Genomic DNA, 26,633 nt, shown 5'->3' with positions numbered 1-26,633 from the left:
ACGTCCTGGTGCCGATCTTTCTCTGCTTCGGAAACGAATCTGGATGAGGGGCGCGTGGGGCGCGCTGTCACGCTCGCCGGATGGCGTGGGGGGAAACCGGCGGAGCGAGGCCCCGCCGGTTCGTTTGACGTTACTCTGCCGCTTCCGCGTAGCTTTCCAGCGGCGGGCAGGTGCAGACGAGGTTGCGGTCGCCATAGACGTTGTCGACGCGGTTGACCGGCGACCAATACTTGTCGACGCGGAAGGCGCCCGGCGGGAAGCAGGCCTGCTCGCGCGAATAGGGACGATCCCAATCGCCGACCAGGTCTTCGACCGTGTGCGGAGCGTTCTTCAGCGGGTTGTTGACCTTGTCCATGCGACCTTCCTCGATCGCGCGGGCTTCCTCGCGGATCGCCAGCATCGCATCGCAGAAGCGGTCGATTTCAGCCTTGGTCTCCGATTCCGTCGGCTCGATCATCAGCGTGCCGGCAACCGGCCAGCTCATGGTCGGGGCGTGGAAGCCGCAGTCGATCAGGCGCTTGGCAACATCGTCGACCGTGACGCCGGCGCTTTCGACCAGCGGACGGGTGTCGATGATGCACTCATGCGCGACACGGCCCTTCGACGACTTGTAGAGCACTTCGTAGGCCCCCTTCAGCCGTGCGGCGATGTAATTGGCGTTGAGGATCGCCACCTTCGTCGCCTGGGTCAGGCCTTCGCCGCCCATCATCAGGCAGTAGCTCCAGGAGATCGGCAGGATCGAAGCCGAGCCGAGGGGAGCTGCCGAGACCGCGCCCTCGTGTCCGTCCGTTTCCGGATGGCCGGGGAGGTAAGGGGCCAGATGCGCCTTGACGCCGATCGGGCCCATGCCGGGACCGCCGCCGCCATGCGGGATGCAGAAGGTCTTGTGCAGGTTCAGGTGGCTGACGTCGGAGCCGATGTCGCCGGGACGGGCAAGGCCGACCATGGCGTTCATGTTGGCACCGTCCATATAGACCTGACCGCCATGCTTGTGAACGATCTCGCAGACCTCACGCACGTTCTCCTCGAACACGCCATGGGTCGACGGATAGGTGATCATGCAGCAGGAGAGGTTTTCCGCGTACTGCTCTGCTTTCGCACGGAAATCTTCCATGTCGATATCGCCGTTGTCGCTGACCTTGACGACGACGACTTTCATGCCGGCCATCTGGGCAGAGGCAGGATTGGTGCCGTGCGCCGAGGTCGGGATCAGGCAGACGTCACGATGGCCGTTACCATTGGCGATGTGGTAGGCGCGGATCGTGAGGAGACCTGCATATTCACCTTGCGCACCGGAGTTCGGCTGCATCGAAATTGCGTCATAGCCGGTGACGGCGCAGAGCTTTTCCGAGAAGTCCTCGATCATGTGCTGGTAGCCAGCCGCCTGATCCTTCGGCACGAAGGGATGGATCTCCGAGAATTCCGGCCAGGTGATCGGCAGCATTTCCGCCGTGGCGTTCAGCTTCATCGTGCAGGATCCGAGCGGGATCATCGCCCGGTCAAGCGCGAGGTCACGGTCGGCCAGACGACGAATATAACGCGTCATCTCGCTCTCGGCGCGGTTCATGTGGAAGATCGGGTGTGTCAGATATTCGCTGGTGCGCAGCAGCGGCTGCGGCAGGCGGTAATCCGGCTCGAATTCTTCCACCTTGAAATCGCCGCCGAAGGCCCGCCAGACCGCCTCCAGCGTAACCGGCCGCGAACGTTCATCAAGGCTGATGCCGATCTTCGTGTCGCCGATCTTGCGCAGGTTCACTTCCTCGGCAACTGCGGTCTTGAGGATGATGCCCTGCAGCTTGCCGACCTCGACGGTGATCGTGTCGAAGAACACGTCGGGCTCGACGGTATAGCCGAGCTTTTCGAGGCCCATGGCAAGACGAACGGTCTTCTGGTGAACGCTCTGGGCGATCGCCTTGATGCCCTTCGGGCCGTGGAAGACGGCATACATCGAGGCCATGACGGCGAGCAGCACCTGCGCGGTGCAGATGTTCGACGTCGCCTTTTCGCGGCGGATATGCTGTTCGCGGGTCTGCAGCGACAGGCGATAGGCGCGGTTGCCGCGCGCATCGACCGATACGCCGACGAGGCGGCCGGGCATGGAGCGCTTGTGCGCGTCCTTGACCGCCATATAGGCCGCATGCGGACCACCGTAACCGACCGGGACACCGAAGCGCTGGGTGCAGCCGATGGCGATGTCTGCGCCCATTTCGCCGGGCGACTTCAGGAGCGCCAGCGCCAGCGGATCGGCGGCGACCGTGGCGATCGCCCCGGTCTGGTGCAGGCGGGCGATCAGTCCGGTGAAATCGTGCACGTGGCCGTAGGTGCCCGGATATTGGAAGATGGCGCCGAAAACGTCGACCGGATCGAGGTCGGTGAACGGATTGCCGACGACGATCTGCCAGCCGAGCGGCTCGGCGCGCGTTTTCAAGAGAGCAATCGTCTGCGGGTGGCAGTTTTCGTCGACAAAGAAGGTCTTGGCCTTCGACTTCGAGACACGCTCGGCCATCGCCATGGCTTCGGCGGCGGCGGTCGCTTCATCGAGCAGCGAAGCATTGGCAACGTCGAGGCCGGTCAGGTCGCAGACCATGGTCTGGTAGTTGAGCAGCGCTTCGAGACGGCCCTGGCTGATTTCCGGCTGGTAGGGCGTATAGGCCGTGTACCAGGCCGGGTTTTCCAGGATGTTGCGCTGGATGACCGGCGGCGTGATCGTGCCGTAGTAGCCCTGGCCGATCAGCGAGACGAGCTTCTGGTTGCGGTTGGCCGTTTCGCGCATCTTGTCGAGCGCTTCGCGCTCGGTCATCGGCGCGCCCCAGGAGAGCGGGGTCTTCTGGCGGATCGACGGCGGGACGGTGTCGTCGATCAGTGCATCGAGCGTCGGATAGCCGACGACCTTCAGCATCTCGTCCATTTCGGCCGGCGACGGGCCGATATGACGCCGGTTGGCGAAGTCATACGGCTTGTAGTCGGTAAAGGTGAAATCCTTGGGCATGCTCATCAGGCGACGAGCTCCTTATAGGCTTTTTCATCGAGAAGGGCGTCGGCATCGCCGGGATTGGTGAGCTTGAGCTTGAAGAACCAGGCAGCCCCCTGCGGGTCGCTGTTGACCAGCGACGGATCGTCAACGATCGCCTGGTTCACTTCGACGACTTCGCCGTCAAGCGGACAATAGACGTCGGAAGCTGCCTTGACGGACTCGACGGTGGCAGCGGAATCGCCCTTCGAGAAGGTCGAGCCGGTTTCCGGCAGTTCAACGAAGACGAGGTCGCCAAGCTGGCCGGCGGCGTGCTCGGTGATGCCGACGGTTGCGACACCAGCTTCGATCTTCAGCCACTCGTGTTCCTCAGTGAACTTCAACATGTGCGCTCTCTCCTGATCAGCGTTTGTAGGTTTGTTTGACAAAGGGCAGGGCGGCGACCGCTACAGGCAGGTATTTGCCGCGCACTTCCGCAAAAAGGGTGGTGCCGTTTTCGACATGGCCGGCGTCGACGTAGCCCATGGCAACAGGACCATCGAGGGAAGGGCCGAAACCACCCGAAGTCACCTGGCCGACCGGGGTCTTGCCCTCGGCGTCGGCGAAGAGCTTGGCGCCGCCGCGAACCGGCGCGCGTCCCTCCGGCTTCAGCCCGACGCGACGGCGCGAGGCGCCCTCGGCCAACTGCCCGAGGATGCGATCGGCACCGGGGAAGCCGCCTTCGCGGGCGCCACCGGCGCGGCGCGCCTTCTGCATCGCCCATTCGAGCGCTGCTTCCACCGGGGTCGTGGTGGTGTCGATGTCGTTTCCGTAGAGACAAAGGCCGGCTTCGAGGCGCAGCGAATCGCGGGCGCCGAGACCGATCGGCTTGACATCTGGATGTTCCAGCAGGCGCTGGGTCACATCGACGGCGGAGACGACGGGAATGGAGATCTCGAAGCCGTCTTCGCCGGTATAGCCCGAGCGAGAGATGATGCAGGTGACGTCGTGCAGGTCCGCCTCGGTAACATCCATGAAGCGCATGTCGGAGACATCGGCCCAGAGTTCGCCAAGAACAGCTTCGGCACGCGGCCCCTGAAGCGCGATCAGTGCCCGATCCGCGATCATCGTTACGTCGCAGGTGTCGGAAAGACCCTTCTTCAGCAGCTCGAAGTCGGCGTCCTTGCAGGCGGCGTTGACGACGAGGAACAGATGGTCGCCGCGATTGGTAATCATCAGATCGTCGAGGATGCCGCCTTCTGCATTGGTGAAGAGGCCATAACGCTGGCGTCCTTCGGCAAGGCCGAGCACATCGACCGGCACCAGCTTTTCGAGTGCCAGCGCCGCGTCTTCGATCTTGCCGGACTTCGGCCGGACGATGACCTGCCCCATATGCGAGACATCGAAGAGGCCGGCGGCAACGCGGGTATGCTGGTGTTCCTTCATCACGCCATCAGGGTACTGCACCGGCATTTCGTAGCCAGCAAAGGGCACCATGCGCGCGCCCAGGGAAAGGTGCAGCGCATGCAGCGGCGTATGTTTCAAATGAGGATTGTCTTCCAAATCCGGCCTCCAGGTCTGGCGCTCCCGCGCCGGCTCACACTTCCGGCGTCAATCGCCGTCGATTCGAGCCCCCTCTGTCCCTTTGCCTGAGATTGTTATCCCTTCGGCGAGCGCAAAAGCGCTTCTCTCCAGAGTCCTACCGGCACCTTGCTGGTCCTTTGGCCTGAGAGTTTCCGGGGCGGTTGCTCCTTCGGCACCGGAGTGAACCGGTTTCTCCCAACAAGATCGTCTCCAGATAACGGCGAAGGCGGGAGCTTGGCAAGAGGGCGGTGTCGCGGTGAAACATATTTTTGTCGCATGACCAAAAGACGCAGCCGACGCCGCTGCGGCAATTCTGCCTTTGCTTTCTTCTCCGGTTGAGGATAACCCAAGATCGATACGAGAGCGGGATGGGAAATATCTGTGCGGTTTTCCATCCGCATCCCGCTCTAACCCATAAGAGTCGATCGGATGACAGGGCGCGAAGGCAAATTCGGGATAGCAGTGCGGCTGATCGCCGTATTTGCGCTCGTCTTCCTGACCTTTGCCCACAAGCCGCTCAGCGCCAAGACGCTGACACCGGCCGAGATCGCGGCCTATCAACTGCCCGACGGTACGCTCGCCGAAATCTGCTTCGGCATGGACGGAGTCGATCACCAAAGAGGCAAGGGCCGATCCATGGCCCCGGTCTGCGAAGCCTGCCGTCTTTCGGGCGCGATCCTTCTGCCGGTTCCGCCGGTGGAAAACGTTCGCGCCGATACGGGCACATGGCTCGTTTCGCCTATCCTGACAGAAAACGATGCTGCCCATCAGCGTTTGCGCCTGTTGCCGCCGTCGCGCGGGCCGCCGGCGCATTCGTAATCCTTCCTCCCGCTTTCCCATTACAATTCGCCGCTTTGGGCGGCTTGGACCACTGGCAGACGGGCAAAGGCCCGCGCGTGGTCAGGAGATTACGATATGACGAAAACCAGGATCGCTTCGCTTTCGCTCGGCCTTACCCTTGCCGCAAGCGGGATTGCCCACGCGCACGCGACGTTTGAAAACGACACGGCGCGGGTTGGGACCACCTTCAAGGCGGTGCTGCAGGTACCGCATGGCTGCGACGGCAAGCCGACGACGGAAGTTCAGATCAAGCTGCCGGAAGGCTTCGTCTTCGCCAAGCCGCAGCCGAAGCCCGGCTGGGAACTCGAGGTAATCAAGGGCGACTATAAGGAGACCTACGACAATCACGGCGAAAAGGTCTCGTCCGGACCGGTGGAAATCCGCTGGAAGGGCGGCAGCCTGCCGGACGAATACTACGACACCTTCGTCGTCCGCGGCAAAGTTTCGGGCTTCGACACGGAGACCGTGCTTGCATTCCCGACCACGCAGCTTTGCGGGACCGACGGCAAGGTCGTCTGGGACCAGGTGCCGGCCGAAGGCCAGAATGCGCATGACCTGAAGAGCCCGGCGCCGACCGTGACGGTAACGATGGCCGATGCCGCCGATCCCCATGCCGGCCATGGGGGGCATATGGGCGGGCATATGGCTGCTGCCGACGGGTCGGCAAAGATTGGCGACCTCGATATTTCGGACGGGTCGCTGAAGGCAATGCTGCCCGGCGCCAAGGTCGGTGGCGGCTTCCTGACGATCAAGAATGGGGGGGCAAGCGAAGACCGGCTGGTGGCCGTCGAGAGCCCCGCGGCCGCACGCGTCGAGATCCACGAGATGAAGATGGAAAACGACGTGATGAAGATGCGCAAGCTCGATGACGGCGTTGCGCTGCCGGCCGGAGAAACGGTCCAGCTCAAGGCCGGCGGCCTGCACCTGATGTTCATGGACGTGAAGACGCCGTTCAAGGAGGGCGATGCCGTTCCCGTCACGCTCGTCTTCGAAAAGGCCGGCAAGGTCGATGCGATGTTCCCGGTCGGCTCCGCCAAGGGCGGCGAAGCGGCTGGCGGCCACAAGCATCAGTGATTAAGATACTGCGACGCCCGCCTCAGGCGGCGTCGCTCTCATCCTCTTGGCCGCCGGGTTCCTCCTGCCGGCCTTCGTTTTCCTGCCTCTCGGCGCCGTCGTCATCATCACGCATGAATTCGAGATAGCGGCGCAGGGCTTCGGCCTCCGAGCGCTCCGGCAAGCGGCCATCGGCGCTTGCCAGCATGAAGGCGAGGGGCAGGGCACCCCTGGTCTTGGGGACGGAGACCGCCGTCAGCCGGGGCTCCTCGGGGCGCCGGATCGAAAGCAGCGTGATCGCCTCGTCGGTCGGACCGTCACCACCTACGCGTGCCGACGGCTTCAGCGCTTCCGCTGCATAGGCCGCCATCGTCGCGGATACTGTGACGACCTGTGTCACGTCATTCCTGCCTTCCCGTTGTCAATCCTTTCTTGTCGCTCAATTCCACTTGCAGGCGTGTAAAAACCGGCGGCCAAATTTTAAGAAAATCCTAACGATAGCGGAATGGCAGCACTTGCCGCCAAAGAATCCCGAAGCACAACCTCATACTTGCGATATCGCTAAAGTGCGCGCGCACTCGCCCTGGTAGAAAACGGGGAGGCCTCCCATGACCGAGCGCAGCGTGCTGGAAAGCAGGGTGCGGGCCCTTTACAGCGCCCGCAATGTCAACGACCTCGATACCATAATGGCGCTGCTCGATCCCGACTTCAGCTTCCGCATCGTCGGGAACGCCAGGCTTGGCACGATGGCGCTCGCGGTCAACACGCCCGAGACCGTGCGCGGCAGTTTCCAGGCGCTCATAGAAAACTGGGACTTGAGCGAGATGGAGATGGTCGGCGCCTATGCTGACGGCGACACCATCGTCGTTCACCGCGCCGGCGTCGTTTGCTTCGTTCCCTCGCAAACCCGCGAACGGACCGAAATCATCGACAAGTTCACGTTCCGAAACGGCCGGATCATCGATCTGACGGAGTTCGTCGACACCTTGTTCGTCGCCGAAACGGTCGGGCTGCTGGACAGGGACTATTCGCCCTCAACCCTCGACAGGATGAGCCTTTGAACCTCCGGCTCCTGGGAGCGGATGGCGTCCATCAACTCGGCGAGGCGGCTGCGCAGGCCGTGGATCTGGTCGAGCAGCCGCATGGCGACGTCGACGCCGTTGTCGTTGACACCCATCGGGCCCGTCAGATCCTGGATCAGCCGGGCGCGGGCGAGGTCGGCCTCCTCGAAGAGCCAGCCGGCTTCAGCCTCACGCGGCATTAGCCAGCGCTGCTCGACCCAGATGCGCAGGACCTTCGCCTCGATATCCAGGTGTTCGCAGAATTCACGGTCGTTCATGCGTGCCCTCCCATGCCTTTGCGCGGGTCTTCCGTCTTTCCGGCTGCCCAGCTTTCGACGAAAGCGGACAACGCCGGGTCGGGGGTCTGCGGCAGCACGATCTTCAGGCTGACATAGGCGTCGCCATGGCCGCCGCCCGGCTTGTGCAGGCCCTTGCCCTTCAATCGCAGGGTCTTGCCGGTGTTGGAGTGCGGCGGGATCGTGACATTGACCGCCCCGTCGATCGTCGGAACCCGGATCTTGCCGCCAAGCACCGCTTCACTGAGTGAGATCGGCACCTCGTAGCGGACGTCGTCGCCATCGGCCGTAAACAGAGGATGGGGCCTGACGCGAATATCGATCAACGCATCGCCTGCCGGCGCGCCGTTGAACCCGGGCTCACCCTTGCCACGCAGCCGCAGCGTCTGGCCGTCGCGCGTGCCGGGCGGGATGGTAAGTTCGAGCGCCGGTCCGCCGCCCGGCAGGCTGATCTCGGTCTTGGTACCGTTGGCCGCATCGAGAAAGCCGATCTCCATGGAAAAGTGCTGATCGCGGCCGCGTCGACGTTGCTGCTGGCCGCCGCTGCGACGAGAAAAGAAGCTCGAGAAAATATCGTCCGCGTCGGCGAAATCCGAGAAACCATGCGCGTTCTCGTAGCGTCCCGCCGTATCGCCGGACGAGGCGTATTCGCGATAGTAGTGGCGGGGCGCAGTCTCCGCACCCGTCTCGTCAATTTCGCCGCGATCATATTTGCCGCGTTTCTCCTCGTCGCTGAGGAGGGCATAGGCTGCCGAAACCGCCTTGAAGCGGTCCTCCGCCCCTTTGTCTCCCGGGTTTAGGTCCGGGTGCAATTTCTTGGCGAGCTTGCGATAGGCGCTCTGGATGTCCTTCAGTGTCGCATCGCGGCTGACGCCGAGCGTTTCGTATGGGCTCGTCATGCGGTCTCCCTCAGGCGGCAACGATCGAGGGCGCATTGCCGACGCCCTGCGCGAACGGCCGCCATGCGTCTTCGATCACTCGCCTAAGAGCATAGGGCGGATTTTCCCGTGCGACAGGGGCAACGCGCTGTACGTGACGCATTGTCGCCGGCGCAGCCCGTGCGGCCGTGCCCTCGCGCCATTTCGCTTATTCGCGATCCCTGATAAAATCGGCGGCGGGAATTTCGTTCGAGGTGCGATGTGGCCTCGAAGCTCGGGGAGGTCGAAATGTCCGTCCGCCTGCAACTCGCCATCATGGTCGGCCTGATGATCAATGCGATTCTGTTCGGGATCGGCATCGTGACGGTTTTGTCGATCCCGGTGCTCGCCGATAACGCCAAGTATGCGATCCCGACGCTGGTCGTCGCCTGCTTTGTCACGACGCCATTCGTCGCCTGGATCATGGCGCCGCGGCTTCGCCTCAGATATTGGCAGGAGCGGGAGCAGGGGAACAAGCAGCAGTCGATCTAGTCCTCGCGCTCATCGATCGTTGACCACGTTTCACGTTCATCCATGAATTTCCGGGTGCGCGAGGCGCCAAGCGGATGCCGGCAAAATTTACATCTTCAACGATCAAGCGTTTTGTTATACCACCGACTGGATGCCGCTTGTCCCTTACGCTAAGCCTTATATACCCCACTAGTCTCAAGGACATAGCTGCCGCCAAGGCCCGAAAGGAATCGACTTCATGAGAACGATCGTATTGCTGCTCGCACTCGCCACTCTGGCCGCTTGCTCGCAGACCGGTGGTGGCCCGCGTTATGTTGGCGGTGACGGCGATTACTACCAGGGCATCGTCGCCCCCCGCTAAGAGCGACCGTTTTCCATCGATCCGTTGGCTGCTCCAAGCGTGCCTTCGCAAGAGGGAAAGGTCTGGGACAGCCTCTTTCAGGGGCCGGCGCTGGCCAGGCCGAAGTGGCAGGCTCCTGCGGTCTTCCGCGCACCGCGCCTGAGGCTGCACCGCGGAGCCCGGCGCAAGACGAACCGCTCAGTTGGGTGATGCGTCCAACGGCCATTCTCCCGGCAATCCAATATGGCTTCATAGAGGCCACACACAGCGCCTTCTGGTCGGCACTGGCTGTCCAGCCGAGTACCTTCGTTGGATTGGCCTTCAGAGCCAGCCGCCGGAGAAACCGGCTCGCCTCAACCCCACCACCAGCGGCCCGCATCGGCGCATGATGTTCCACAGCAGGCCGGTTCGGTAGTTCTCGATCATCAGGACAACCGGGCCCTGGTCGATGCCGAAGTGATAGGGGCTGACCCACCAGCCGGCTTCGGTTCCTTCCACCGGAAAGCTTCGATTGAAGGACGGCTTGAAGCCATAAAGCCTGGTCATGCCGAGATTCATGCGGGCAAAGTTCCGGACCGTCGGGATGACGATCTCCGGCGCGAACGGCAGCGAGGCGACGACGGCCCAGGGTGACACGGTCCCATCATCCGGGCCGAAGGGCGCGCCGCGGGCGAGGTAATCGAAGAACTCCCTTTCGCTGCCGTTCACGGTGCGCTTGGTCCAGCCCGGTCCGTCGCTTGCCGTGAAGCCCCAGCAATGCTCGCCGTAGCCGACGAAATTCAGCGGGTTGCGGATGGCATATTGCTGCTGGACGAAGGTCGCGTGCCGGCTGTTCTGGAAGTAGTCGCTGTTGTGCTCGCGCATGAAGGCGTCACGGATACCGCGGAAATCGATCCACATATGTGACAGCTGGTGCGTGAAGAGTGGGCCCGAATAGAGGAGCTCGCGACCATAGAGGTTCCGCCAGTCGTAGCTTTCGGTATAGGCGGTGTAGGCTTCCGCCGGCAGCGGATGGGTGGGGGAACCGAGGCCCAGGATGTAGAGAAGCAGGCCCTCGTCGTAACCGCGCCAGCGATAGGGAATGAAGCCGCTTTCCGGCCGCCAGCCATGCGTCAGCGTAAGTCCGTGATCGCAGGCCCAGTTCCAGTCGGCCCGTTCATAGAGCGCATTTGCCGAGCGGCGGATTTCGACTTCGTCCGCCGCATCGCCATCAAAATAAGCGGCGACCGTCAGCGCACCAGCAAAAAGGAAGGCGGAGTCGATCGTCGACAATTCGCATTCCCAAACGCGCCTGCCGGTCTCGATATCAAGGAAGTGATAGAAGAAGCCCTTGTAGCCCGAGGCGTCCGGCTCCGGCCCCTGCGGGCATTGCAGCAGAAACTGCAGCCGTCGACGCGCGATCTTCGCGGCGAACTTGCGAATGACGATGCCCCGCTCGACCAGCACGGGGATCGTCGCAAGCGCCATGCCGATCGCCGCGATACTTGCGGGCGCATCTTCCTGAGTCTTGTCGCGCACGAGCCCGTTATCGGGATTGGTGCAATGCAGGTAGTAGAGCAGGGTCGTGAACTGCAACCGGGCAAGGTCCTGCTCGGTCGGCATCCGGTTCAGTTCGGGATCTGTTGACAGCAATTCCGACATGGCCAGCCAGCCGCGATTACGACGAGGTTCATTCACCTAATGTGACCGAGACGCCCCTGCGGAGCGCCCCGGTCATCGATCTGGCAGCGCGCGCCTTAGACGTTATCGCCTTCCGTCGATGTCGTCGGCTTTACCTGCTGCGCATCCTTGGCGCCCCATTTCCAGCCGCTGATCGACGGCATGTCGTCGCCATGCTTTTCGATATATTCCCGATGCTCGATCAGCTTGGCTTGTATCGCCTGCTTGAAATAGGCGGCGCGGGCGCCGAGTTGCGGCAGGCGGTCGATGACGTCGCCGGCGAGATGGAAACGATCGAGCTCGTTCAGCACCACCATGTCGAAAGGCGTCGTCGTCGTGCCTTCCTCCTTGTAACCGCGCACATGCAGGTTGTCGTGGTTGGTACGGCGGTAGGTGAGGCGATGGATCAGCCACGGATAGCCATGGAAGGCAAAGATGATCGGCTTGTCCCTGGTGAAGATGCCATCGAAATCGCGGTCGGAGAGGCCATGGGGGTGCTCTTCCGCCGGCTGCAGCTTCATCAGATTGACGACGTTGACGACCCGGACCTTCACTTCGGGAAGATGCTCTCGCAGCAATTGGACCGCGGCCAGCGTTTCGAGCGTCGGAACGTCGCCGCAGCAGGCCATGACGACGTCCGGCTCGCTGTTGGCATCGTTGCTGGCCCAATCCCATATGCTGACGCCCATGCTGCAATGGCGCACGGCCTGCTCCATCGTCAGCCATTGCGGCCCCGGTTGCTTGCCGGCGACGACGACATTGATGTAGTTGCGGCTGCGCAGGCAGTGGTCGGTGACGGAGAGCAGCGTGTTGGCATCCGGCGGCAGGTAGACGCGGATGACGTCGGCCTTCTTGTTGACGACGTGATCGATGAAGCCCGGATCCTGATGGCTGAAGCCGTTGTGGTCCTGCCGCCAGACATGGGAACTCAAGAAGTAGTTCAGCGACGCGACGGGCCGGCGCCAGGGAATCTCGTTGCAGACCTTCAGCCACTTGGCATGCTGGTTGAACATCGAATCGATGATGTGAATGAAGGCTTCGTAGCAGGAGAAGAAGCCGTGGCGGCCGGTCAAGAGATAGCCTTCGAGCCAGCCCTGGCACTGGTGTTCGCTTAAGACCTCCATGATGCGGCCATCCGGTGAGAGGTGATCGTCCTCCGGATAGATCTCGGCCATGTAGCAGCGATTGGTGACCTCCAGCACGTCCTGCCAGCGGTTGGAATTGTTTTCGTCCGGGCTGAACAGACGGAAGTTCCTGGAGTCCATGTTGGACTTCATGACGTCGCGCAGGAACTTGCCCATGACACGGGCGGCCTCCACGGTCGTCGCACCCGGACGCGGAACGTCGACGGCATAATTCCGGAACGCCGGCATCTTCAGGTCGCGCAGCAGCAGGCCGCCATTGGCGTGCGGATTGTCGCTCATGCGGCGATGCCCCGTCGGCGCCAGCGCTGCGATTTCGGGCTTCAACCGGCCCTCGTCGCTGAAAAGCTCCTCGGGGCGATAGCTCTTCATCCACTGCTCGAGGATGCGGATGTGCTCGGGCTTGTCCATTTCGCCCATCGGCACCTGGTGCGAGCGCCAGTAATCCTCGCATTTCTTGCCGTCGATCTCCTTCGGGCAGGTCCAGCCCTTGGGCGTGCGGAAGATGATCATCGGCCAGGCCGGCCGCTTCAGGTTGCCCCTCACGCGGGCGTCGTCCCAGATCTGCCGGATCTCGGCCATGGCCGTATCGAGCACGCCGGCCAGTTGCTGGTGCACGCTTTCCGGATCATGCCCTTCGACGAAATAGGGCTTGTAGCCCATGCCCTCGAAGAACTTCTGCAACTCGTCACGCGGGATGCGGGCGAGGAAGCACGGGTTGGCGATCTTGTAGCCGTTCAAATGCAGGATCGGCAGGACGCAGCCGTCGCGGGCGGGGTTCAGGAACTTGTTGCTTTGCCAACCGGTGGCAAGCGGCCCGGTCTCGGCCTCGCCATCGCCGACAATGCAGGCGACGACGAGGTCCGGGTTGTCGAAGGCCGCGCCATAGGCGTGGCTCAGCGCATAGCCGAGCTCGCCGCCTTCATGGATGCTGCCGGGCGTTTCCGGCGCCACGTGGCTCGGTATGCCGCCCGGAAAGCTGAACTGCTTGAAGAGCCGCTGCATGCCCTCGGCGTCTTCGCCGATATCCGGATAGAACTCGCTATAGGTGCCTTCGAGATAGGCATGCGCCACCAGCGACGGTCCGCCGTGCCCCGGCCCGATGATATAGATCATGTTGAGATCGTCGCGCTTGATCACGCGGTTGAGATGCACATAGAGCATGTTGAGGCCGGGCGAGGTGCCCCAATGGCCGAGCAGGCGTGGCTTGATGTGTTCGCGTTTCAGCGGCTCGCGCAGCAGCGGATTGTCGAGCAGATAGATCTGGCCGACGGAAAGGTAGTTGGAGGCTCGCCAATAGGCGTCCATCAGGCGGAGTTCGTCCGATGACAACGGAGCTGCTGAATGCGATTTTCCGGATGCCGTCTCTTTCATCGATGCCGTTTCAGGCGAAACCATCTGAACCTCCCGATCATTAGGACATTGCCTGGATTTCTCAGGCTTGCGGTGGTGCAAGCCACTGCAGTCTTCTGAATTCGCTTCGGTCGATGCTGTCTCCCGGCGGCGGGCGGAAGGGTGGAACGCCTGTCTTCGAACGACAGCGGCAGGGATCGTCTTGCTATTTCAGCGCCGCGAACATCTGCGTGCCGCGGCGGTGTCAGGATGCGCTCTATTGCGGATATGGTTCCGAGAAATGCTCGACCACGGCCCGAACGCCGCGGACATTTTCCGCAACGATCCGTGCGGCTCTCCGGCACTCGGCCGTCTCCACATTGCCCCAGAGATGGACGATGCCGTCGGTCACAGCGACCTTTATATCCAGCCCTTCGACGCCGGTATTCTCGCCGAGGCGCACGAGAATGCTGCGCCGGATGGCTTCATCGCCTGCGGCCGTCTCGTCCTGTTTCGCTGACAAAACCGCCTGCAGCAGGTCGGCGCGGCTGACGATGCCGACCAGAATGCCGTTTCTGAGGACGGGAATGCGCTTGATGCCGCGCTCCTGCATGACCGCCGCCACACGCGCCACGGACGCACCCTCATCGATCGTCACCGGATCGACTGTCATCGCGTCGCCGACCCGCCAGGAGGACCGCCGCACATAGGCGTTGGCGCGCGCGTCGGCGGCGATCGTGGCGTCCACCATCGGCACGCCGCCCCCGAGTTCCGTCCGGCGGATGAGATCACCCTCGCTGATCAAGCCCACCAGCCGGCCCTCATCGTCAACGACGGGGAGGCCGCTGACGTGATTGTCGAGCATGATCCGGGCTGCCTGTCTGACGCTGTTGTCAGGGGATAGCTTGACGACCGATGTCGTCATTACATCTTTGACGCGCATGTCGATCCAACCCCGAAAAGGACCTTGGTACCGTCACCAGCGGGCGTAGGGTAAACCTATCGCGATTGTTCGACAACCGGTTCGCGGGATGCAATTGAGGAAGGCAGGAACAAGCTGCATCTTCCAGGCGAAGAGACATTCTGCCGGCGCTCACTATGAGAGCACGAGGTTGTCACCTATGTCTTAGGGACAAACTGTTACCTATGTCTCCGGGTCGGACAGGGGCGAGATGGTGGAGCCGAAGGGAGTCGAACCCTCGACCTCCGCAGTGCGATTGCGGCGCTCTCCCAACTGAGCTACGGCCCCATCCCAAGTGGGATCATGTACAAATCTACGGTCTTTGCAAGGGCAACGGCAGCAGACCTTGGTCCGTTCAGAACGTAAGAGGGCGAGGCGGGTCATCCGCCGATCGTGGCGTTGGTCTCAGAGTCACGTAGCAGGACGGCAAAAGCGGGCAGGCCCGCCATGCCGCTATGCGTGTCGTTATAGCGTCCAGCGTGGCGACGATGCCGCGGAGGTCGTCCGGGTCTTCGAGAATGATATCAATGATCGGGGTGGACATCCTGAGAACTCGGTTCGCAACTGAAATCGGCGGCCGACTCGGCCACCTTCGCGTCGATCAACAAACTCGGGGTATCAAACCGGACTTAATCTCTTAGAGGTTGCTAGGGCTGCTACTGTCATAAGTATGGCAGGAAAAACACCATAGACGACACCAACAAGAACGTCTTCGATATTATAATCACCTGAAAATAATTGCGGCAGACTATAGTCTGAAAAATCGTATGTGATGTAGCAAGGAGTGGCGCCTGTAGCTAATACACCCCAGGCGAGGCCTCTATTAATAAAGAGCAATAAAAATGATACGCAGAAGGTGCCTATATTACATCCCAGCTCTTTCGTGGACCATTTGTATGGTCGCGGCCTCATGAAGCCGAAGTAACAAAAGATTGCTATCGGAATAATCAAAAAGGGGGCGCTCAGCATTGCCCCAACTTGGAAGCTACCTGTGTCCCCTTGCGTGCAGGTCTCGGAATAGCCGAGCGCTTGCAGAACACACGCCACCACTGTTGATACGAATGCTGCCCCCATCCACAAGCTCACGACCTCGCCTCTGCCGAGCAGCGCGTGACATTTTTAACGGCTCAATCTGTCTCGCACTATGGGCTCCGTGACATTTGTACGGAGCCCACCATCCTCCACCCACACTCGTCTGCGATCTGCTTAGCTGCAGCCGCTCGTCGCGCCGCAGGTGTCGCACTTCTCGCAGGTGCCGTTGCGCACCATCGTGAAGTTCTGGCACTCGGTGCACATGTTGCCGGTGTAGCCCTGCATGATCGAGCGGGCGCGGCGTTCGGCTTCCACCTTCTTGGCATCCGTCTTGGCCGATGCAGCTTCGGCGGCTGCCTTGTCGGAGAAGAGGGCAGTCACTTCCTGCTCGACTTCGCCGGCGATCTCTTCCGCCAGTTCCGCGGCGCGCTCTTCATACTCGCGCTTGAAGGCGACGATCTCCGAGGTTGCAACGGCCGTTGCCGGCTCCAGCTTGCGGGCCGCGTTGCCGGCAATCGCCGTCACCGTCGCGCCGGAAGATGCGCGGGCAGGGGCTGCCGTGGACGAGCCCTTGGGCTCGCTGGCGGTCCGGTCGCCGGTGCCGCCGACGATCGTCGGCTTGTAGCCGCGGGTCCAGCCGGTGGAGATCAGGTTGGTCTTGCCTTCCTGGATGCCCTTGCCGAGCGCGGTGTTGCCGAAGTCGGAGGTGTCGACATGGGCGAGGTCGTGACGGCCGAGGTAGGAGACCGCCAGTTCGCGGAAGACATAGTCGAGGATCGACGTCGCGTTCTTGATCGCGTCGTTGCCCTGCACCATGCCGGCCGGCTCGAACTTGGTGAAAGTGAAAGCCTCCACGTATTCTTCGAGCGGCACGCCGTATTGCAGGCCGAGCGAGATGGCGATGGCGAAGTTGTTCATCATCGCACGGAAGGCAGCACCTTCCTTGTGCATGTCGATGAAGATCTCGCCGAGGCGGCCGTCACCGAATTCGCCGGTGCGCAGATACACCTTGTGACCGCCGACGACGGCCTTCTGGGTGTAGCCCTGGCGGCGGTTCGGCAGTTTCTCGCGGGCGCGGATCACCTTTTCGATGACGCGCTCGACGATCTTCTCGGTGATCGTGACGGCCTGGGCGGCGGCCGGCGCCTGGATCAGGTCTTCCAGTGCATCCTCGTCCTTGTCGTCCTCGATCAGCGAGGCATTCAGCGGCTGCGACAGCTTCGAGCCGTCACGGTAGAGGGCGTTCGCCTTCAGCGCCAGCTTCCAGGAGAGCATATAGGCGTTCTTGCAATCCTCGACGGTCGCCTCGTTCGGCATGTTGATCGTCTTGGAAATGGCACCCGAGATGAACGGCTGGGCGGCAGCCATCATGCGGATGTGGCTTTCGACCGAGAGGTAGCGCTTGCCGATCTTGCCGCAGGGGTTGGCGCAATCGAAGACCGGCAGGTGCTCGTTCTTCAGGAACGGCGCGCCTTCGAGCGTCATGGCGCCGCAGACGTGGATGTTGGCCGCTTCGATGTCCTTCTTCGAGAAGCCCATGTGCTCCAGCAGGTTGAAGTCCATCGCGCCGAGCTGCTCGTCGGTGACCTTCAGCGTGCCCTTGAGGAAGTCGGCGCCGAGTGTCCACTGGTTGAAGACGAACTTGATGTCGAAGGCGCTCTTCAGCGCGGCGTTGACGGCTTCCACCTTCTCGTCGGTGAAGCCCTTGGCCTTCAGCGTCGTCGGGTTGATCGCCGGCGCCTGGTTCAGGTTGCCGTGGCCGACTGCGTAGGCTTCGATCTCGGCGATCTGGCTCTCGCTATAGCCGAGCGAACGCAGTGCTTCCGGAACGGCGCGGTTGATGATCTTGAAGTAGCCGCCGCCGGCGAGCTTCTTGAACTTCACCAGCGCGAAGTCGGGTTCGATGCCAGTCGTGTCGCAGTCCATGACGAGGCCGATCGTGCCGGTGGGCGCAATCACGGTCGCCTGGGCGTTGCGGTAGCCGTGCTTCTCGCCGAGTTCCAGCGCCTTGTCCCAGGCGCTCATGGCGTGGATGACGAGGTCCTGGTCCGGATTATCGGCGTGGATGAGCGCGACCGGGTTGACCGAAAGTGCCTCGTAGCCGGTCGTCTCGCCATAGGCGGCGCGGCGATGGTTGCGGATGACGCGAAGCATGTTTTCGCGATTCGGCGCAAAGCCCGGGAACGGGCCCAGCTTCTCAGCCATCTCGGCGGAGGTAGCGTAGGAAATGCCGGTCATGATCGCAGTGAGGGCACCGGCGATGGCGCGGCCCTCGGCGCTGTCATAGGGGATGCCCGAGGACATCAAGAGACCGCCGATATTGGCGTAGCCGAGGCCGAGCGTGCGGTATTCGTAGGAAAGCTCGGCAATCTCGCGGGACGGGAACTGCGCCATCATCACCGAGATTTCGAGAACGATGGTCCACAGGCGCACGGCATGTTCGTAGTCGGCGATGTTGATGCGCTTGGTCGCCGCATCCTTGAACATCATCAGGTTCAGCGAGGCGAGGTTGCAGGCGGTGTCGTCGAGGAACATGTATTCCGAGCACGGGTTCGACGCGCGGATCGGGCCGGCGGCGGGGCTCGTGTGCCAGTCGTTCATCGTCGTGTTGAAGTGCAGGCCCGGATCAGCGGACGCCCAGGCGGCGTAGGAGATCGACTCCCAGAGGTCACGAGCCTTCAGCGTCTTCAGGACGCGGCCGTCCTTGCGGGCGGTCAGGTGCCAGTCGCCATCAGCCTCGACGGCGCGCAGGAAGTCGTCCTTGATCGAGACCGAGTTGTTGGAGTTCTGGCCCGAAACCGTGAGGTAGGCTTCCGAATCCCAATCGGTGTCGTAGGTCTTGAATTCGAGGTCCTTGTAGCCCTGCTTGGCGAACTGGATGACGCGCTGGACGTAGTTTTCCGGAACCAGGGCCTGCTTGGCAGCGCGGATCTCGCGCTTCAGCGCCGGGTTCTGCTTCGGGTCATAGCAGGCGTCGTCGGTGCCGTCGCAGTTGACGCAGGCCTTCATGATCGCCTTCAGATGCTTGGCGACGACCTTGGAGCCGGTGACGAGGGCGGCAACCTTCTGCTCTTCCTTGACCTTCCAGTTGATGTATTCCTCGATATCCGGATGGTCGATGTCGACGACGACCATCTTGGCGGCGCGACGGGTGGTGCCGCCCGACTTGATGGCGCCGGCGGCGCGGTCGCCGATCTTCAGGAACGACATCAGGCCGGAGGACTTGCCGCCACCCGACAGCTTTTCGCCTTCGCTGCGCAGGTGCGAGAAGTTGGAGCCGGTGCCGGAGCCGTACTTGAACAGGCGCGCTTCGCGCACCCACAGGTCCATGATGCCGCCTTCGTTGACGAGATCGTCGGCGACCGACTGGATGAAGCAGGCGTGCGGCTGCGGGTGCTCGTAGGCGGACTTGGACTTCGTCAGCTTGCCGGTGAAGGGGTCGACATAGAAGTGGCCCTGGCCGGGGCCGTCAATACCATAGGCCCAGTGCAGGCCGGTGTTGAACCATTGCGGCGAGTTCGGCGCAACGCGCTGGGTGGCGAGCATGTAGGCGAGTTCGTCGCGGAAGGCGGAGGCGTCTTCTTCCGTGTCGAAGTAGCCGCCCTTCCAACCCCAATAGGCCCAGGTGCCGGCCAGGCGATCGAAGACCTGGCGGGCATCGGTTTCGGAACCGTATTGCTCTTCCTTCGGCAGCGCCTTCAGCGCATCCTGATCGGGAACCGAGCGCCAGAGGAAGGAGGGGACATCGTTCTCCTCGACGCGCTTCATCTTGGCGGGAACGCCAGCCTTGCGGAAATACTTCTGGGCGAGAATGTCGGCAGCGACCTGGCTGAACTGCGCCGGGACGTCGATATCGGCAAGGCGGAAAACGATCGAACCATCGGGGTTCTTGATCTCACTCGTAGCCTTGCGGAATTCGATCTCCGCATAGGCGGATTGCCCGGCCTTGGTGAAACGACGTTCGATCTTCATTGTCCCTGGTCCTTCGTGTTGCCTAGCGCCCGCCACAGGCGCAATTGTCCCCGCCCGGCCGCGAGGGGCATCCCGCAGCCAGTCTCAGCTTCCGTCATTGGAGAGAAACCCATAACTGGGTGACCCTGTATCTTGTGAGATAGGCTGACTGCAAGCACTAAATATAGTGTTAACAGCTGATTTATGCCAGCCAATTGTTGCTCAAGCGGGCCACAAAGATCGCACAACAATCCTCACGGCGACCGCATGGTGAAATCCATGACTGCCGCCTGTCAGAACCGACGATTTGGTGAGATGAACCGGGCGCTCAACAATCCGGTCCGCCGCCGTCGCAACGTGAAATCCATTAACCGTGAATCGTCCGGGGGCGTCAAGGGGTGGTTTGTGACGGAAGTTTGAGCGCTAGATGTTGTGTGGGCCGACTGTGGAAAACGGGGACATCGGCCAACCCCATGAAAATCAGGCACTTCCAGAGGTTGCCTGCGAGACTGCCGCAACGGCGAGCGCGAAATCAAAAAATTGACGGGTAAAAAACTGCATAAATACCATCCCCAACGGTACCCTCGGTTGCACTTGCGGAAGCGATGTGGGGTGAACGTGGTGATTCGCGTCTTGCGCCTTGAGGCCGTTGGGCTTTTTGGCTCCCGCGGCGCAACGCCGACACCGCTTGGAGCGGCTGTTCCGGCCTCGCTGCGCGCCGATGACGCCGGCCCGGGCACAAGGACTGGTAGGTTGGCGACGGGTGAGCGGGATCAGGCACGTGCACTGATCCCGCCTTGGACCTCAATCGACGCGTTTCTGCAACTCACGGGCACCGTTCGGCGCATTCACCTTGCCCTCGGTGATGAAGTAGGCGAACACGTCGCGCGGCTCCTTCGCGACCTTGCGCTCCGGAGCGCTCTTGTCGAGCCCGCTCGGCTCGTCGCCGCTTGCGAAGGCCTTGGCGCGCTCGGCCCAGAGGTCGAGCTTGTCGGCCGCATAGCAGGTCTCGATGTCGTCGCTGCCCTTCTGCAGGCGGAGATAGACGAAATCGGCGGTAACGTCGGCGATCATCGGATAATCCGCGTGTTCGGCGAGCACCACGGCAACGCCGTATTTCTCCAGCAGGGCCACGAATTCCGGAACCTGGAAGGTGGGATTGCGGACCTCGACCACGTGGCGCAGCGCAAGCCCGTCCTGCTTCTCGGGCAGAAGTTTCAGAAAACCCTCGAAGTCGTCGGGTTCGAACTTCTTTGTCGGCGCGAACTGCCAGAGGATCGGCCCGAGATGGGGGCCGAGTTCGGTCAAGCCTTGCGTCAGGAATCGCTCCATGGATTCACCGGCTTCCGAGAGAACCTTGCGGTTGGTGACGAAACGGCTCGCCTTCAACGAAAAGATGAAATCCTCGGGCACTTCGGAGGCCCACTTGGCGAAGGTCTCGGGCTTTTGCGAGGAGTAATAGGTGCCGTTCACCTCGATCGCGCGAAGCTGTTTGCTTGCGTATTCGAGCTGGCGCTTCTTCGCGAGCCCGCTCGGATAGAAGGTGCCCTCCCAGGGCTCGAAGGTCCAGCCGCCGATACCAACGCGGATCTTTCCGGATTTTGCCATGCCATCCTCCTCGACAACGGTCATCGCTTGACCGCGTGCTTTTCAGTCTTTGATCGATTTCGTCATGTCCACGAGCGTCCACCCTGGACGATAGGGATTGGGTCTGCGACCCGTTTCTTGAAATCCATAGGCGCGATAGAGCGCGATGTTTCGCTCCATGCGTGAATTGGTATAGAGCCGCACCTCCGGCAAGTTCCACTCGGCGGCCTTGCCATCCAGGAATTGCAGGAGTTCGATACCGAGCCCCTGGCCCTGACAGCCAGGCGCGACGGCAATGCTGAAGATCAGCAGGTGATCGGCGTGCCGCTCGAAGACGGCAAGCGCCACGACAACATCATCTCGCTCCCGAAGCCAAACCTCGCCGCTGACAATGCGTGGGCCGTAGTCCTCGGTGACCGGGAGCGGCGGCCCGCCAAGAAGCGCCCGGTAGGGCTCGTAGGCCGCCTCGGTCAGGCTTTGCACAGCAGCCAGATCCTCCAGACGAGCAGGCCGCATCATGCCGCGATCACTCCTTGCGGTTGTCGATCGGCGTCGAGGCGATCACTCCGCCGCCTCGACCTTCTTCATCGGCCGGCGCTCGAGAAGCTCCTTGAGGAACTGGCCGGTATAGGAGCGCTTCTCCTTGACCACCTCCTCAGGCGTACCCTTGGCGATGACCTCGCCGCCGCCATCGCCACCTTCGGGACCGAAGTCGATGATCCAGTCGGCGGTCTTGATGACCTCGAGATTGTGCTCGATGACGACGACGGAATTGCCCTGGTTCACAAGTTCATGCAGAACTTCAAGAAGCTTGGCTACGTCATGGAAATGCAAGCCGGTTGTCGGCTCGTCGAGAATGTAGAGCGTACGGCCGGTGGAGCGCTTCGACAGTTCCTTCGCCAGCTTGACGCGCTGGGCTTCACCGCCTGAAAGCGTGTTTGCCTGCTGCCCGACCTTGATGTAGCCGAGGCCCACCTGGTTCAGCGTCACCAGCTTGTCGCGCACGGCGGGGACGGCGGCAAAGAACTCCACGCCTTCCTCGACCGTCATGTCGAGCACGTCGGCAATGGACTTGCCCTTGAAGTGCACGTCGAGCGTTTCGCGGTTGTAACGCTTGCCGTGGCAGACGTCGCAGGTGACGTAGACGTCCGGAAGGAAGTGCATTTCGATCTTGATGACGCCGTCGCCCTGACAGGCCTCGCAGCGGCCACCCTTGACGTTGAACGAGAAGCGGCCCGGCTGGTAGCCGCGTGCCTTGGCCTCCGGCAGACCGGCAAACCAGTCGCGGATCGGCGTGAAGGCGCCGGTATAGGTCGCCGGGTTGGAGCGCGGCGTGCGGCCGATCGGCGACTGGTCGATGTCGATCACCTTGTCGATATGCTCGAAGCCATCGATGCGGTCGTGCTCCGCCGGGTTCTCGCGCGCGCCCATGATACGGCGGGCAGCGGCCTTGTAGAGCGTTTCGATCAGGAAGGTCGACTTGCCGCCGCCGGACACACCGGTCACGGCGGTGAAGACACCGAGCGGGATCGAGGCGGTGACGTTCTTCAGGTTGTTGGCGCGGGCGCCGACGACGGTGATTTCCTTCTTCTTCTTCGGCTTACGACGTTCCGAGGGAACCGCGACCGAAAGCTCGCCGGAAAGATACTTGCCGGTCAGCGATTTCGGATTGGCCATGATGTCCGACGGAGACCCTTGCGCGATGACCTCGCCGCCATGGATGCCCGCGGCCGGGCCGATGTCGACGACATAATCGGCCGTCAGGATCGCGTCCTCGTCGTGCTCGACGACGATCACGGTATTGCCGATATCGCGCAGATGCCGGAGCGTTTCGAGCAGGCGGGCGTTGTCGCGCTGGTGCAGCCCGATCGACGGTTCGTCGAGCACGTAGAGCACGCCCGTGAGGCCCGAGCCGATCTGCGAGGCAAGCCGGATACGCTGGCTTTCACCGCCCGAGAGGGTGCCGGAGTTGCGCGACAGGCTGAGATATTCGAGGCCGACGTCGTTGAGGAAGCGCAGACGGTCGCGGATCTCCTTGAGGATGCGGACGGCGATTTCGTTCTGCTTGGTATTGAGATGCGCCGGCAGCGCCTCGAACCAGTCGCGCGCAACGCGGATCGACATCTCGGTGACCTGACCGATGTGCAGCTTGTCGATCTTGACCGCCAGCGCCTCGGGCTTCAGGCGGAAACCGGCGCAGGCCGGGCAGGGGGCGGCCGACATGTAACGTTCGATCTCTTCGCGCGCCCAGGCGCTATCGGTTTCCTTCCAGCGGCGCTCGAGATTGGGCACGATGCCTTCGAAATTCTTGGTGGTGTTGTAGGAGCGGGCGCCGTCCTCATAGTGGAAGACGATCTTCTCTTCCGTTCCGTGCAGGATCGCATTCTGCGCGGCCGAAGACAATTCGTTCCAACGGTTACCGAGCTTGAAGCCGAAGGCCTTGCCGAGCGCCTCCAGCGTCTGGTTGTAGTAGGGCGAGGACGACTTGGCCCAGGGCGCGATCGCGCCGTCGCGCAAGGTCCTGTGCTCCTCCGGAACGATCAGCGCCACGTCGATCTTCTGCTGGCTGCCGAGACCGTCACAGGTCGGGCAGGCGCCGAAAGGATTGTTGAACGAGAACAGGCGCGGCTCGATCTCGGAGATCGTGAAACCGGAGACCGGGCAGGCGAATTTTTCCGAAAACAACACGCGCTCGTGGGTCTCGTTCAGCGACTTGTTGGCCGAGCCGCCTGCAGCCGTTTCTTCCGGCGGCAGCGGCTTGTCGGCGAATTCGGCAATCGCAAGCCCGTCGGCCAGCGTCAGGCAGGTCTCGAGGCTGTCGGCGAGGCGCGAAGCGAGATCCGGCCGCACGACGACGCGGTCGACCACGACGTCGATGTCGTGCTTGTACTTCTTGTCGAGCGCCGGAACTTCGGCGATCTCGTAGAAGGTGCCGTCGACCTTGACGCGCTGAAAGCCCTTCTTCATCAGCTCGGCGAGTTCCTTCTTGTACTCGCCCTTGCGGCCGCGAACGAGCGGCGCGAGGATATAAAGACGCGTGCCTTCGCCGAACTCCAGCACCCGATCGACCATCTGGCTGACCGTCTGGCTCTCGATCGGCAGGCCCGTCGCCGGCGAATAGGGCACGCCGACGCGCGCGAAGAGCAGGCGCATATAGTCGTAGATTTCCGTGACCGTGCCGACCGTCGAACGCGGGTTGCGCGAGGTCGTCTTCTGCTCGATAGAAATCGCCGGCGACAGGCCGTCGATCTGGTCGACATCCGGCTTCTGCATCATCTCGAGGAACTGGCGCGCATAGGCCGACAGGCTCTCGACATAGCGACGCTGCCCCTCGGCATAGATCGTATCGAAGGCGAGCGAGGACTTGCCAGAGCCGGATAGGCCGGTCATCACGATCAGCTTGTTGCGCGGCAGATCGAGGTCGATGCCTTTCAGATTGTGCTCACGCGCACCACGAATGGAGATGGTCTTGAGTTCACTCATCGGAAGCCAGCTTTTGCATGTCGGTTGAAAGCCCCCTATGTAATGACGCTAACGCCCATGTCGAGGCGCAATCGGCAAAAGAGGCGGCCAATTCGAGTCGGTTGACAGGATCATAGCCAAATACTAGAACAAAGAAAGAACAAATCGCCCATAAAACGACCAAAACTGTTGTGGATTATGTGCGAGGCGGGGCGTATCGGCGGCATCTGGCCGCTAAGATGCGCGCTCTTGAAATTCCAAGCCGGGCCTAAGGTCCGGTGAAACCACGGGAAAAGCAACATGGCTGGAAGCGTCAACAAGGTGATCTTGATCGGAAATGTCGGGGCAGACCCGGAAATCCGGCGCACGCAGGACGGCCGGCCGATCGCCAACCTGCGCATCGCAACCTCGGAATCCTGGCGCGACCGCAACAGCGGCGAGCGTCGTGAGAAGACCGAATGGCACACCGTCGTGGTCTTCAACGAGGGCCTCTGCAAGGTCGTCGAGCAATATGTGAAGAAGGGCGCCAAGCTCTACATCGAAGGCGCGCTGCAGACCCGCAAGTGGCAAGACCAGAACGGCAACGACCGCTATTCCACGGAAGTCGTGCTGCAGGGCTTCAACTCGACGCTGACGATGCTTGACGGCCGCGGCGAGGGCGGCGGCTCCGGCGTCAGCCGTGGTGGCGGCGGCGACTTCGGCGGCAGCAGCTACGGCGGTGGCGGCGGCGGTTACGACGATTACGATCAGCCGCGCCAGTCGTCCGGCGGCGGACGCTCCGGCGGCCAGGGTGGCCAGGGCCAGGGCGGCGGCTTCTCGCGCGATATGGACGACGATATTCCGTTCTGATCGTTGTAGCCAACCCGCACTGTTTCAAACGCCGTGTCCGTTTGGGCACGGCGTTTCTGTTTGTACGGAAACCACCGTCGTCTCGCGATGACTTCAGATCGTCGGCCTAGAGGGCCATGGCGGATTTGACACCGTCGACGACGAACTGGACGGCAAGAGCCGCCAGGATGACGCCGAGCAGGCGGGTCAGGATGGCCCGGCCGGTGACGCCGAGAAACCGGTCGATGCGCTCGGCGATCACGAGCGCCAGGAAGAGGCTCAAGATCGACAGCGCGATGACGATGATGAGCTGCGTGCGCTCCACGGCCGTCGGAAACGAGCCGGCAAGCAGGATCGTCGCCGAGATCGCGCCTGGCCCGGCAATCAAGGGCAGGGCGAGCGGGAAGACCGCGATGTTGTGGATGTGGTCCTTGGCGGTTGCGTTCTCGCCGGTCTTTTCCTTGCGTTCCTGCCGCTTCTCGAAAATCATCTCGAAGGAGATCCAGAAGAGCAGCAGGCCGCCGGCGATGCGGAAGGCGCCGATCGAGATGCCGAGCAGACCGAGAATGCCATTACCGAAGAGCGCGAAGGCGGCGAGAATGAAGAAGGCGATCAGCGAGCCGCGCGTGGCCACCTGAAAGCGCTCCTGCCGGCTGAGGCCGACCGTCAGGCTCAGGAAGATTGGCGCGAGGCCGGGCGGATCGAGGGTGACGAGAAGCGTGGTGAGCGCATTGACCAGGAGGTCGATATTGAACATCCGTTTCCCCTTCCGGATTCGCCCCGGGTTTTCCCGGTGGCATGGGGCATTGTTAGGCAAGCCGCGAGCGCTTGGAAAGAGGGCGGCAAACAAAGTCTCAGCAATGACTTAATGAGCAATTCCTTGCGGCGAGCGGCCCGCAAATGCGCGGCGCCGCGGCGATTGGCGGCGGGGGTCTTCCGATTTGCCGCGCAATGCCCTAGAAAAGCCTCCTCCGGCGGCAAAAGACTGTTCACAACTGCCGCATGGCTCGCCGGCTCCTGATCTGGATCACCGAGCGAATCATGCAGTGAATCAAAACGTTACAGTGAAATCTTCACACTTGGGCGGACGAGTGGTGCCGTGGGCCGCAAATTGGCGATTCCGGTGGCAATCCGCTATAAATATCCGACTGATTCTGAACAAAGATC

Annotated in this window: 22 protein-coding genes, 1 tRNA gene and 1 riboswitch; of the genes, 7 read left to right on the top strand and 16 right to left on the bottom strand. The window is 62.1% G+C overall.

From position 1 onward, the window contains the following. Nucleotides 1-130: 130 nt before the first annotated feature. The 3 genes from gcvP to gcvT are packed head-to-tail and all read right to left on the bottom strand — an operon-like array spanning nt 131 to nt 4,513. Complete coding sequence (gene gcvP, locus BHMPCIPO_RS09930; protein WP_173516574.1) at nt 131-2,995, bottom strand: aminomethyl-transferring glycine dehydrogenase; 2,865 nt, start codon at nt 2,993-2,995, stop codon at nt 131-133. Then, nucleotides 2,995-3,357 (bottom strand): glycine cleavage system protein GcvH, encoded by a 363-nt coding sequence (gcvH, locus tag BHMPCIPO_RS09925; RefSeq protein WP_173516573.1) that lies wholly within the window; start codon nt 3,355-3,357, stop codon nt 2,995-2,997. Before gcvH ends, gcvP begins: the two co-directional genes overlap by 1 nt. A gap of 16 nt (nt 3,358-3,373) precedes the next feature. Continuing rightward, nucleotides 3,374-4,513 (bottom strand): glycine cleavage system aminomethyltransferase GcvT, encoded by a 1,140-nt coding sequence (gene gcvT, locus BHMPCIPO_RS09920; RefSeq protein WP_173516572.1) that lies wholly within the window; start codon nt 4,511-4,513, stop codon nt 3,374-3,376. A 141-nt stretch (nt 4,514-4,654) separates the two neighbouring features. Then, a riboswitch (glycine riboswitch) is annotated at nt 4,655-4,742 on the bottom strand. Between the two features lie 221 nt (nt 4,743-4,963). On the opposite strand from gcvT, the gene BHMPCIPO_RS09915 reads away from it, so the two are divergent. After that, complete coding sequence (locus BHMPCIPO_RS09915) at nt 4,964-5,353, top strand: hypothetical protein (RefSeq protein WP_173516571.1); 390 nt, start codon at nt 4,964-4,966, stop codon at nt 5,351-5,353. A 96-nt stretch (nt 5,354-5,449) separates the two neighbouring features. After that, a complete protein-coding gene (locus BHMPCIPO_RS09910; protein ID WP_173516570.1) occupies nt 5,450-6,448 on the top strand; it encodes a DUF1775 domain-containing protein in 999 nt (332 codons plus the stop codon). Between the two features lie 22 nt (nt 6,449-6,470). Here BHMPCIPO_RS09910 and BHMPCIPO_RS09905 read toward each other — a convergent pair whose 3' ends face one another. Beyond that, nucleotides 6,471-6,827: a hypothetical protein gene (locus BHMPCIPO_RS09905; protein WP_173516569.1), complete on the bottom strand. Its 357-nt coding sequence runs from the start codon at nt 6,825-6,827 to the stop codon at nt 6,471-6,473. A gap of 208 nt (nt 6,828-7,035) precedes the next feature. On the opposite strand from BHMPCIPO_RS09905, the gene BHMPCIPO_RS09900 reads away from it, so the two are divergent. Continuing rightward, a complete protein-coding gene (locus BHMPCIPO_RS09900) occupies nt 7,036-7,488 on the top strand; it encodes a nuclear transport factor 2 family protein (protein ID WP_173516568.1) in 453 nt (150 codons plus the stop codon). Here BHMPCIPO_RS09900 and BHMPCIPO_RS09895 read toward each other — a convergent pair. Next, entirely contained in the window at nt 7,452-7,766 is a 315-nt protein-coding gene (locus BHMPCIPO_RS09895) for a chaperone modulator CbpM (RefSeq protein WP_173516567.1), read from the bottom strand. The two genes, BHMPCIPO_RS09900 and BHMPCIPO_RS09895, sit on opposite strands and share 37 nt — an antisense overlap. Next, on the bottom strand, nt 7,763-8,683 hold the full coding sequence (locus tag BHMPCIPO_RS09890; RefSeq protein ID WP_173516566.1) for a DnaJ C-terminal domain-containing protein: 921 nt from the start codon (nt 8,681-8,683) through the stop codon (nt 7,763-7,765). Before BHMPCIPO_RS09890 ends, BHMPCIPO_RS09895 begins: the two co-directional genes overlap by 4 nt. 267 nt (nt 8,684-8,950) lie before the next feature. On the opposite strand from BHMPCIPO_RS09890, the gene BHMPCIPO_RS09885 reads away from it, so the two are divergent. Then, on the top strand, nt 8,951-9,193 hold the full coding sequence (locus BHMPCIPO_RS09885; RefSeq protein ID WP_173516565.1) for a hypothetical protein: 243 nt from the start codon (nt 8,951-8,953) through the stop codon (nt 9,191-9,193). 217 nt (nt 9,194-9,410) lie between these two features. Next, a complete protein-coding gene (locus BHMPCIPO_RS33430; protein ID WP_282439023.1) occupies nt 9,411-9,533 on the top strand; it encodes a hypothetical protein in 123 nt (40 codons plus the stop codon). A 300-nt stretch (nt 9,534-9,833) separates the two neighbouring features. Here BHMPCIPO_RS33430 and BHMPCIPO_RS09880 read toward each other — a convergent pair whose 3' ends face one another. The 6 genes from BHMPCIPO_RS09880 to BHMPCIPO_RS09855 all read right to left on the bottom strand — a co-directional run bounded on the left by BHMPCIPO_RS09880 (nt 9,834) and on the right by BHMPCIPO_RS09855 (nt 19,610). After that, nucleotides 9,834-11,153, bottom strand: a complete 1,320-nt coding sequence (locus BHMPCIPO_RS09880; protein ID WP_173516564.1) for a glucoamylase family protein — start codon at nt 11,151-11,153, stop codon at nt 9,834-9,836. A 95-nt stretch (nt 11,154-11,248) separates the two neighbouring features. Continuing rightward, the gene (locus tag BHMPCIPO_RS09875) at nt 11,249-13,711 is read right to left on the bottom strand and encodes a phosphoketolase family protein (protein ID WP_173516563.1); all 2,463 of its coding nucleotides are present in this window, start codon (nt 13,709-13,711) and stop codon (nt 11,249-11,251) included. Nucleotides 13,712-13,922: 211 nt separating this feature from the next. After that, nucleotides 13,923-14,588, bottom strand: a complete 666-nt coding sequence (locus BHMPCIPO_RS09870; protein ID WP_173516562.1) for a CBS domain-containing protein — start codon at nt 14,586-14,588, stop codon at nt 13,923-13,925. A gap of 230 nt (nt 14,589-14,818) precedes the next feature. Beyond that, a tRNA-Ala gene (locus BHMPCIPO_RS09865) sits at nt 14,819-14,894 on the bottom strand. Between the two features lie 330 nt (nt 14,895-15,224). Next, complete coding sequence (locus BHMPCIPO_RS09860; RefSeq protein ID WP_173516561.1) at nt 15,225-15,692, bottom strand: hypothetical protein; 468 nt, start codon at nt 15,690-15,692, stop codon at nt 15,225-15,227. A 120-nt stretch (nt 15,693-15,812) separates the two neighbouring features. Continuing rightward, a complete protein-coding gene (locus tag BHMPCIPO_RS09855) occupies nt 15,813-19,610 on the bottom strand; it encodes a vitamin B12-dependent ribonucleotide reductase (protein WP_173516560.1) in 3,798 nt (1,265 codons plus the stop codon). 246 nt (nt 19,611-19,856) lie between these two features. On the opposite strand from BHMPCIPO_RS09855, the gene BHMPCIPO_RS09850 reads away from it, so the two are divergent. Continuing rightward, entirely contained in the window at nt 19,857-20,009 is a 153-nt protein-coding gene (locus BHMPCIPO_RS09850; protein ID WP_173516559.1) for a hypothetical protein, read from the top strand. A 384-nt stretch (nt 20,010-20,393) separates the two neighbouring features. Here the strand turns inward: BHMPCIPO_RS09850 and BHMPCIPO_RS09845 are convergent, their stop codons facing one another. The 3 genes from BHMPCIPO_RS09845 to uvrA are packed head-to-tail and all read right to left on the bottom strand — an operon-like array spanning nt 20,394 to nt 24,659. Beyond that, nucleotides 20,394-21,197, bottom strand: coding sequence for a DUF72 domain-containing protein (locus tag BHMPCIPO_RS09845; RefSeq protein WP_173516558.1), 804 nt, complete (start codon nt 21,195-21,197; stop codon nt 20,394-20,396). Between the two features lie 42 nt (nt 21,198-21,239). After that, nucleotides 21,240-21,692, bottom strand: coding sequence for a GNAT family N-acetyltransferase (locus tag BHMPCIPO_RS09840; RefSeq protein ID WP_173518134.1), 453 nt, complete (start codon nt 21,690-21,692; stop codon nt 21,240-21,242). A 45-nt stretch (nt 21,693-21,737) separates the two neighbouring features. Next, on the bottom strand, nt 21,738-24,659 hold the full coding sequence (uvrA, locus tag BHMPCIPO_RS09835; protein ID WP_173516557.1) for an excinuclease ABC subunit UvrA: 2,922 nt from the start codon (nt 24,657-24,659) through the stop codon (nt 21,738-21,740). 279 nt (nt 24,660-24,938) lie between these two features. Between uvrA and BHMPCIPO_RS09830 the strand changes: the two genes are divergently transcribed. Beyond that, the gene (locus tag BHMPCIPO_RS09830; protein WP_173516556.1) at nt 24,939-25,487 is read left to right on the top strand and encodes a single-stranded DNA-binding protein; all 549 of its coding nucleotides are present in this window, start codon (nt 24,939-24,941) and stop codon (nt 25,485-25,487) included. 106 nt (nt 25,488-25,593) lie between these two features. Here the strand turns inward: BHMPCIPO_RS09830 and BHMPCIPO_RS09825 are convergent, their stop codons facing one another. Further along, nucleotides 25,594-26,223, bottom strand: a complete 630-nt coding sequence (locus BHMPCIPO_RS09825) for a MarC family protein (RefSeq protein WP_173516555.1) — start codon at nt 26,221-26,223, stop codon at nt 25,594-25,596. Nucleotides 26,224-26,633: the final 410 nt, after the last annotated feature.

Source organism: Ensifer sesbaniae, assembly GCF_013283665.1.
Classification (GTDB): Bacteria; Pseudomonadota; Alphaproteobacteria; order Rhizobiales; family Rhizobiaceae; genus Ensifer; species Ensifer sesbaniae.
Note: the sequence above shows the minus strand (reverse complement) of the source record. Positions and strands in the feature narration are given on the sequence as shown.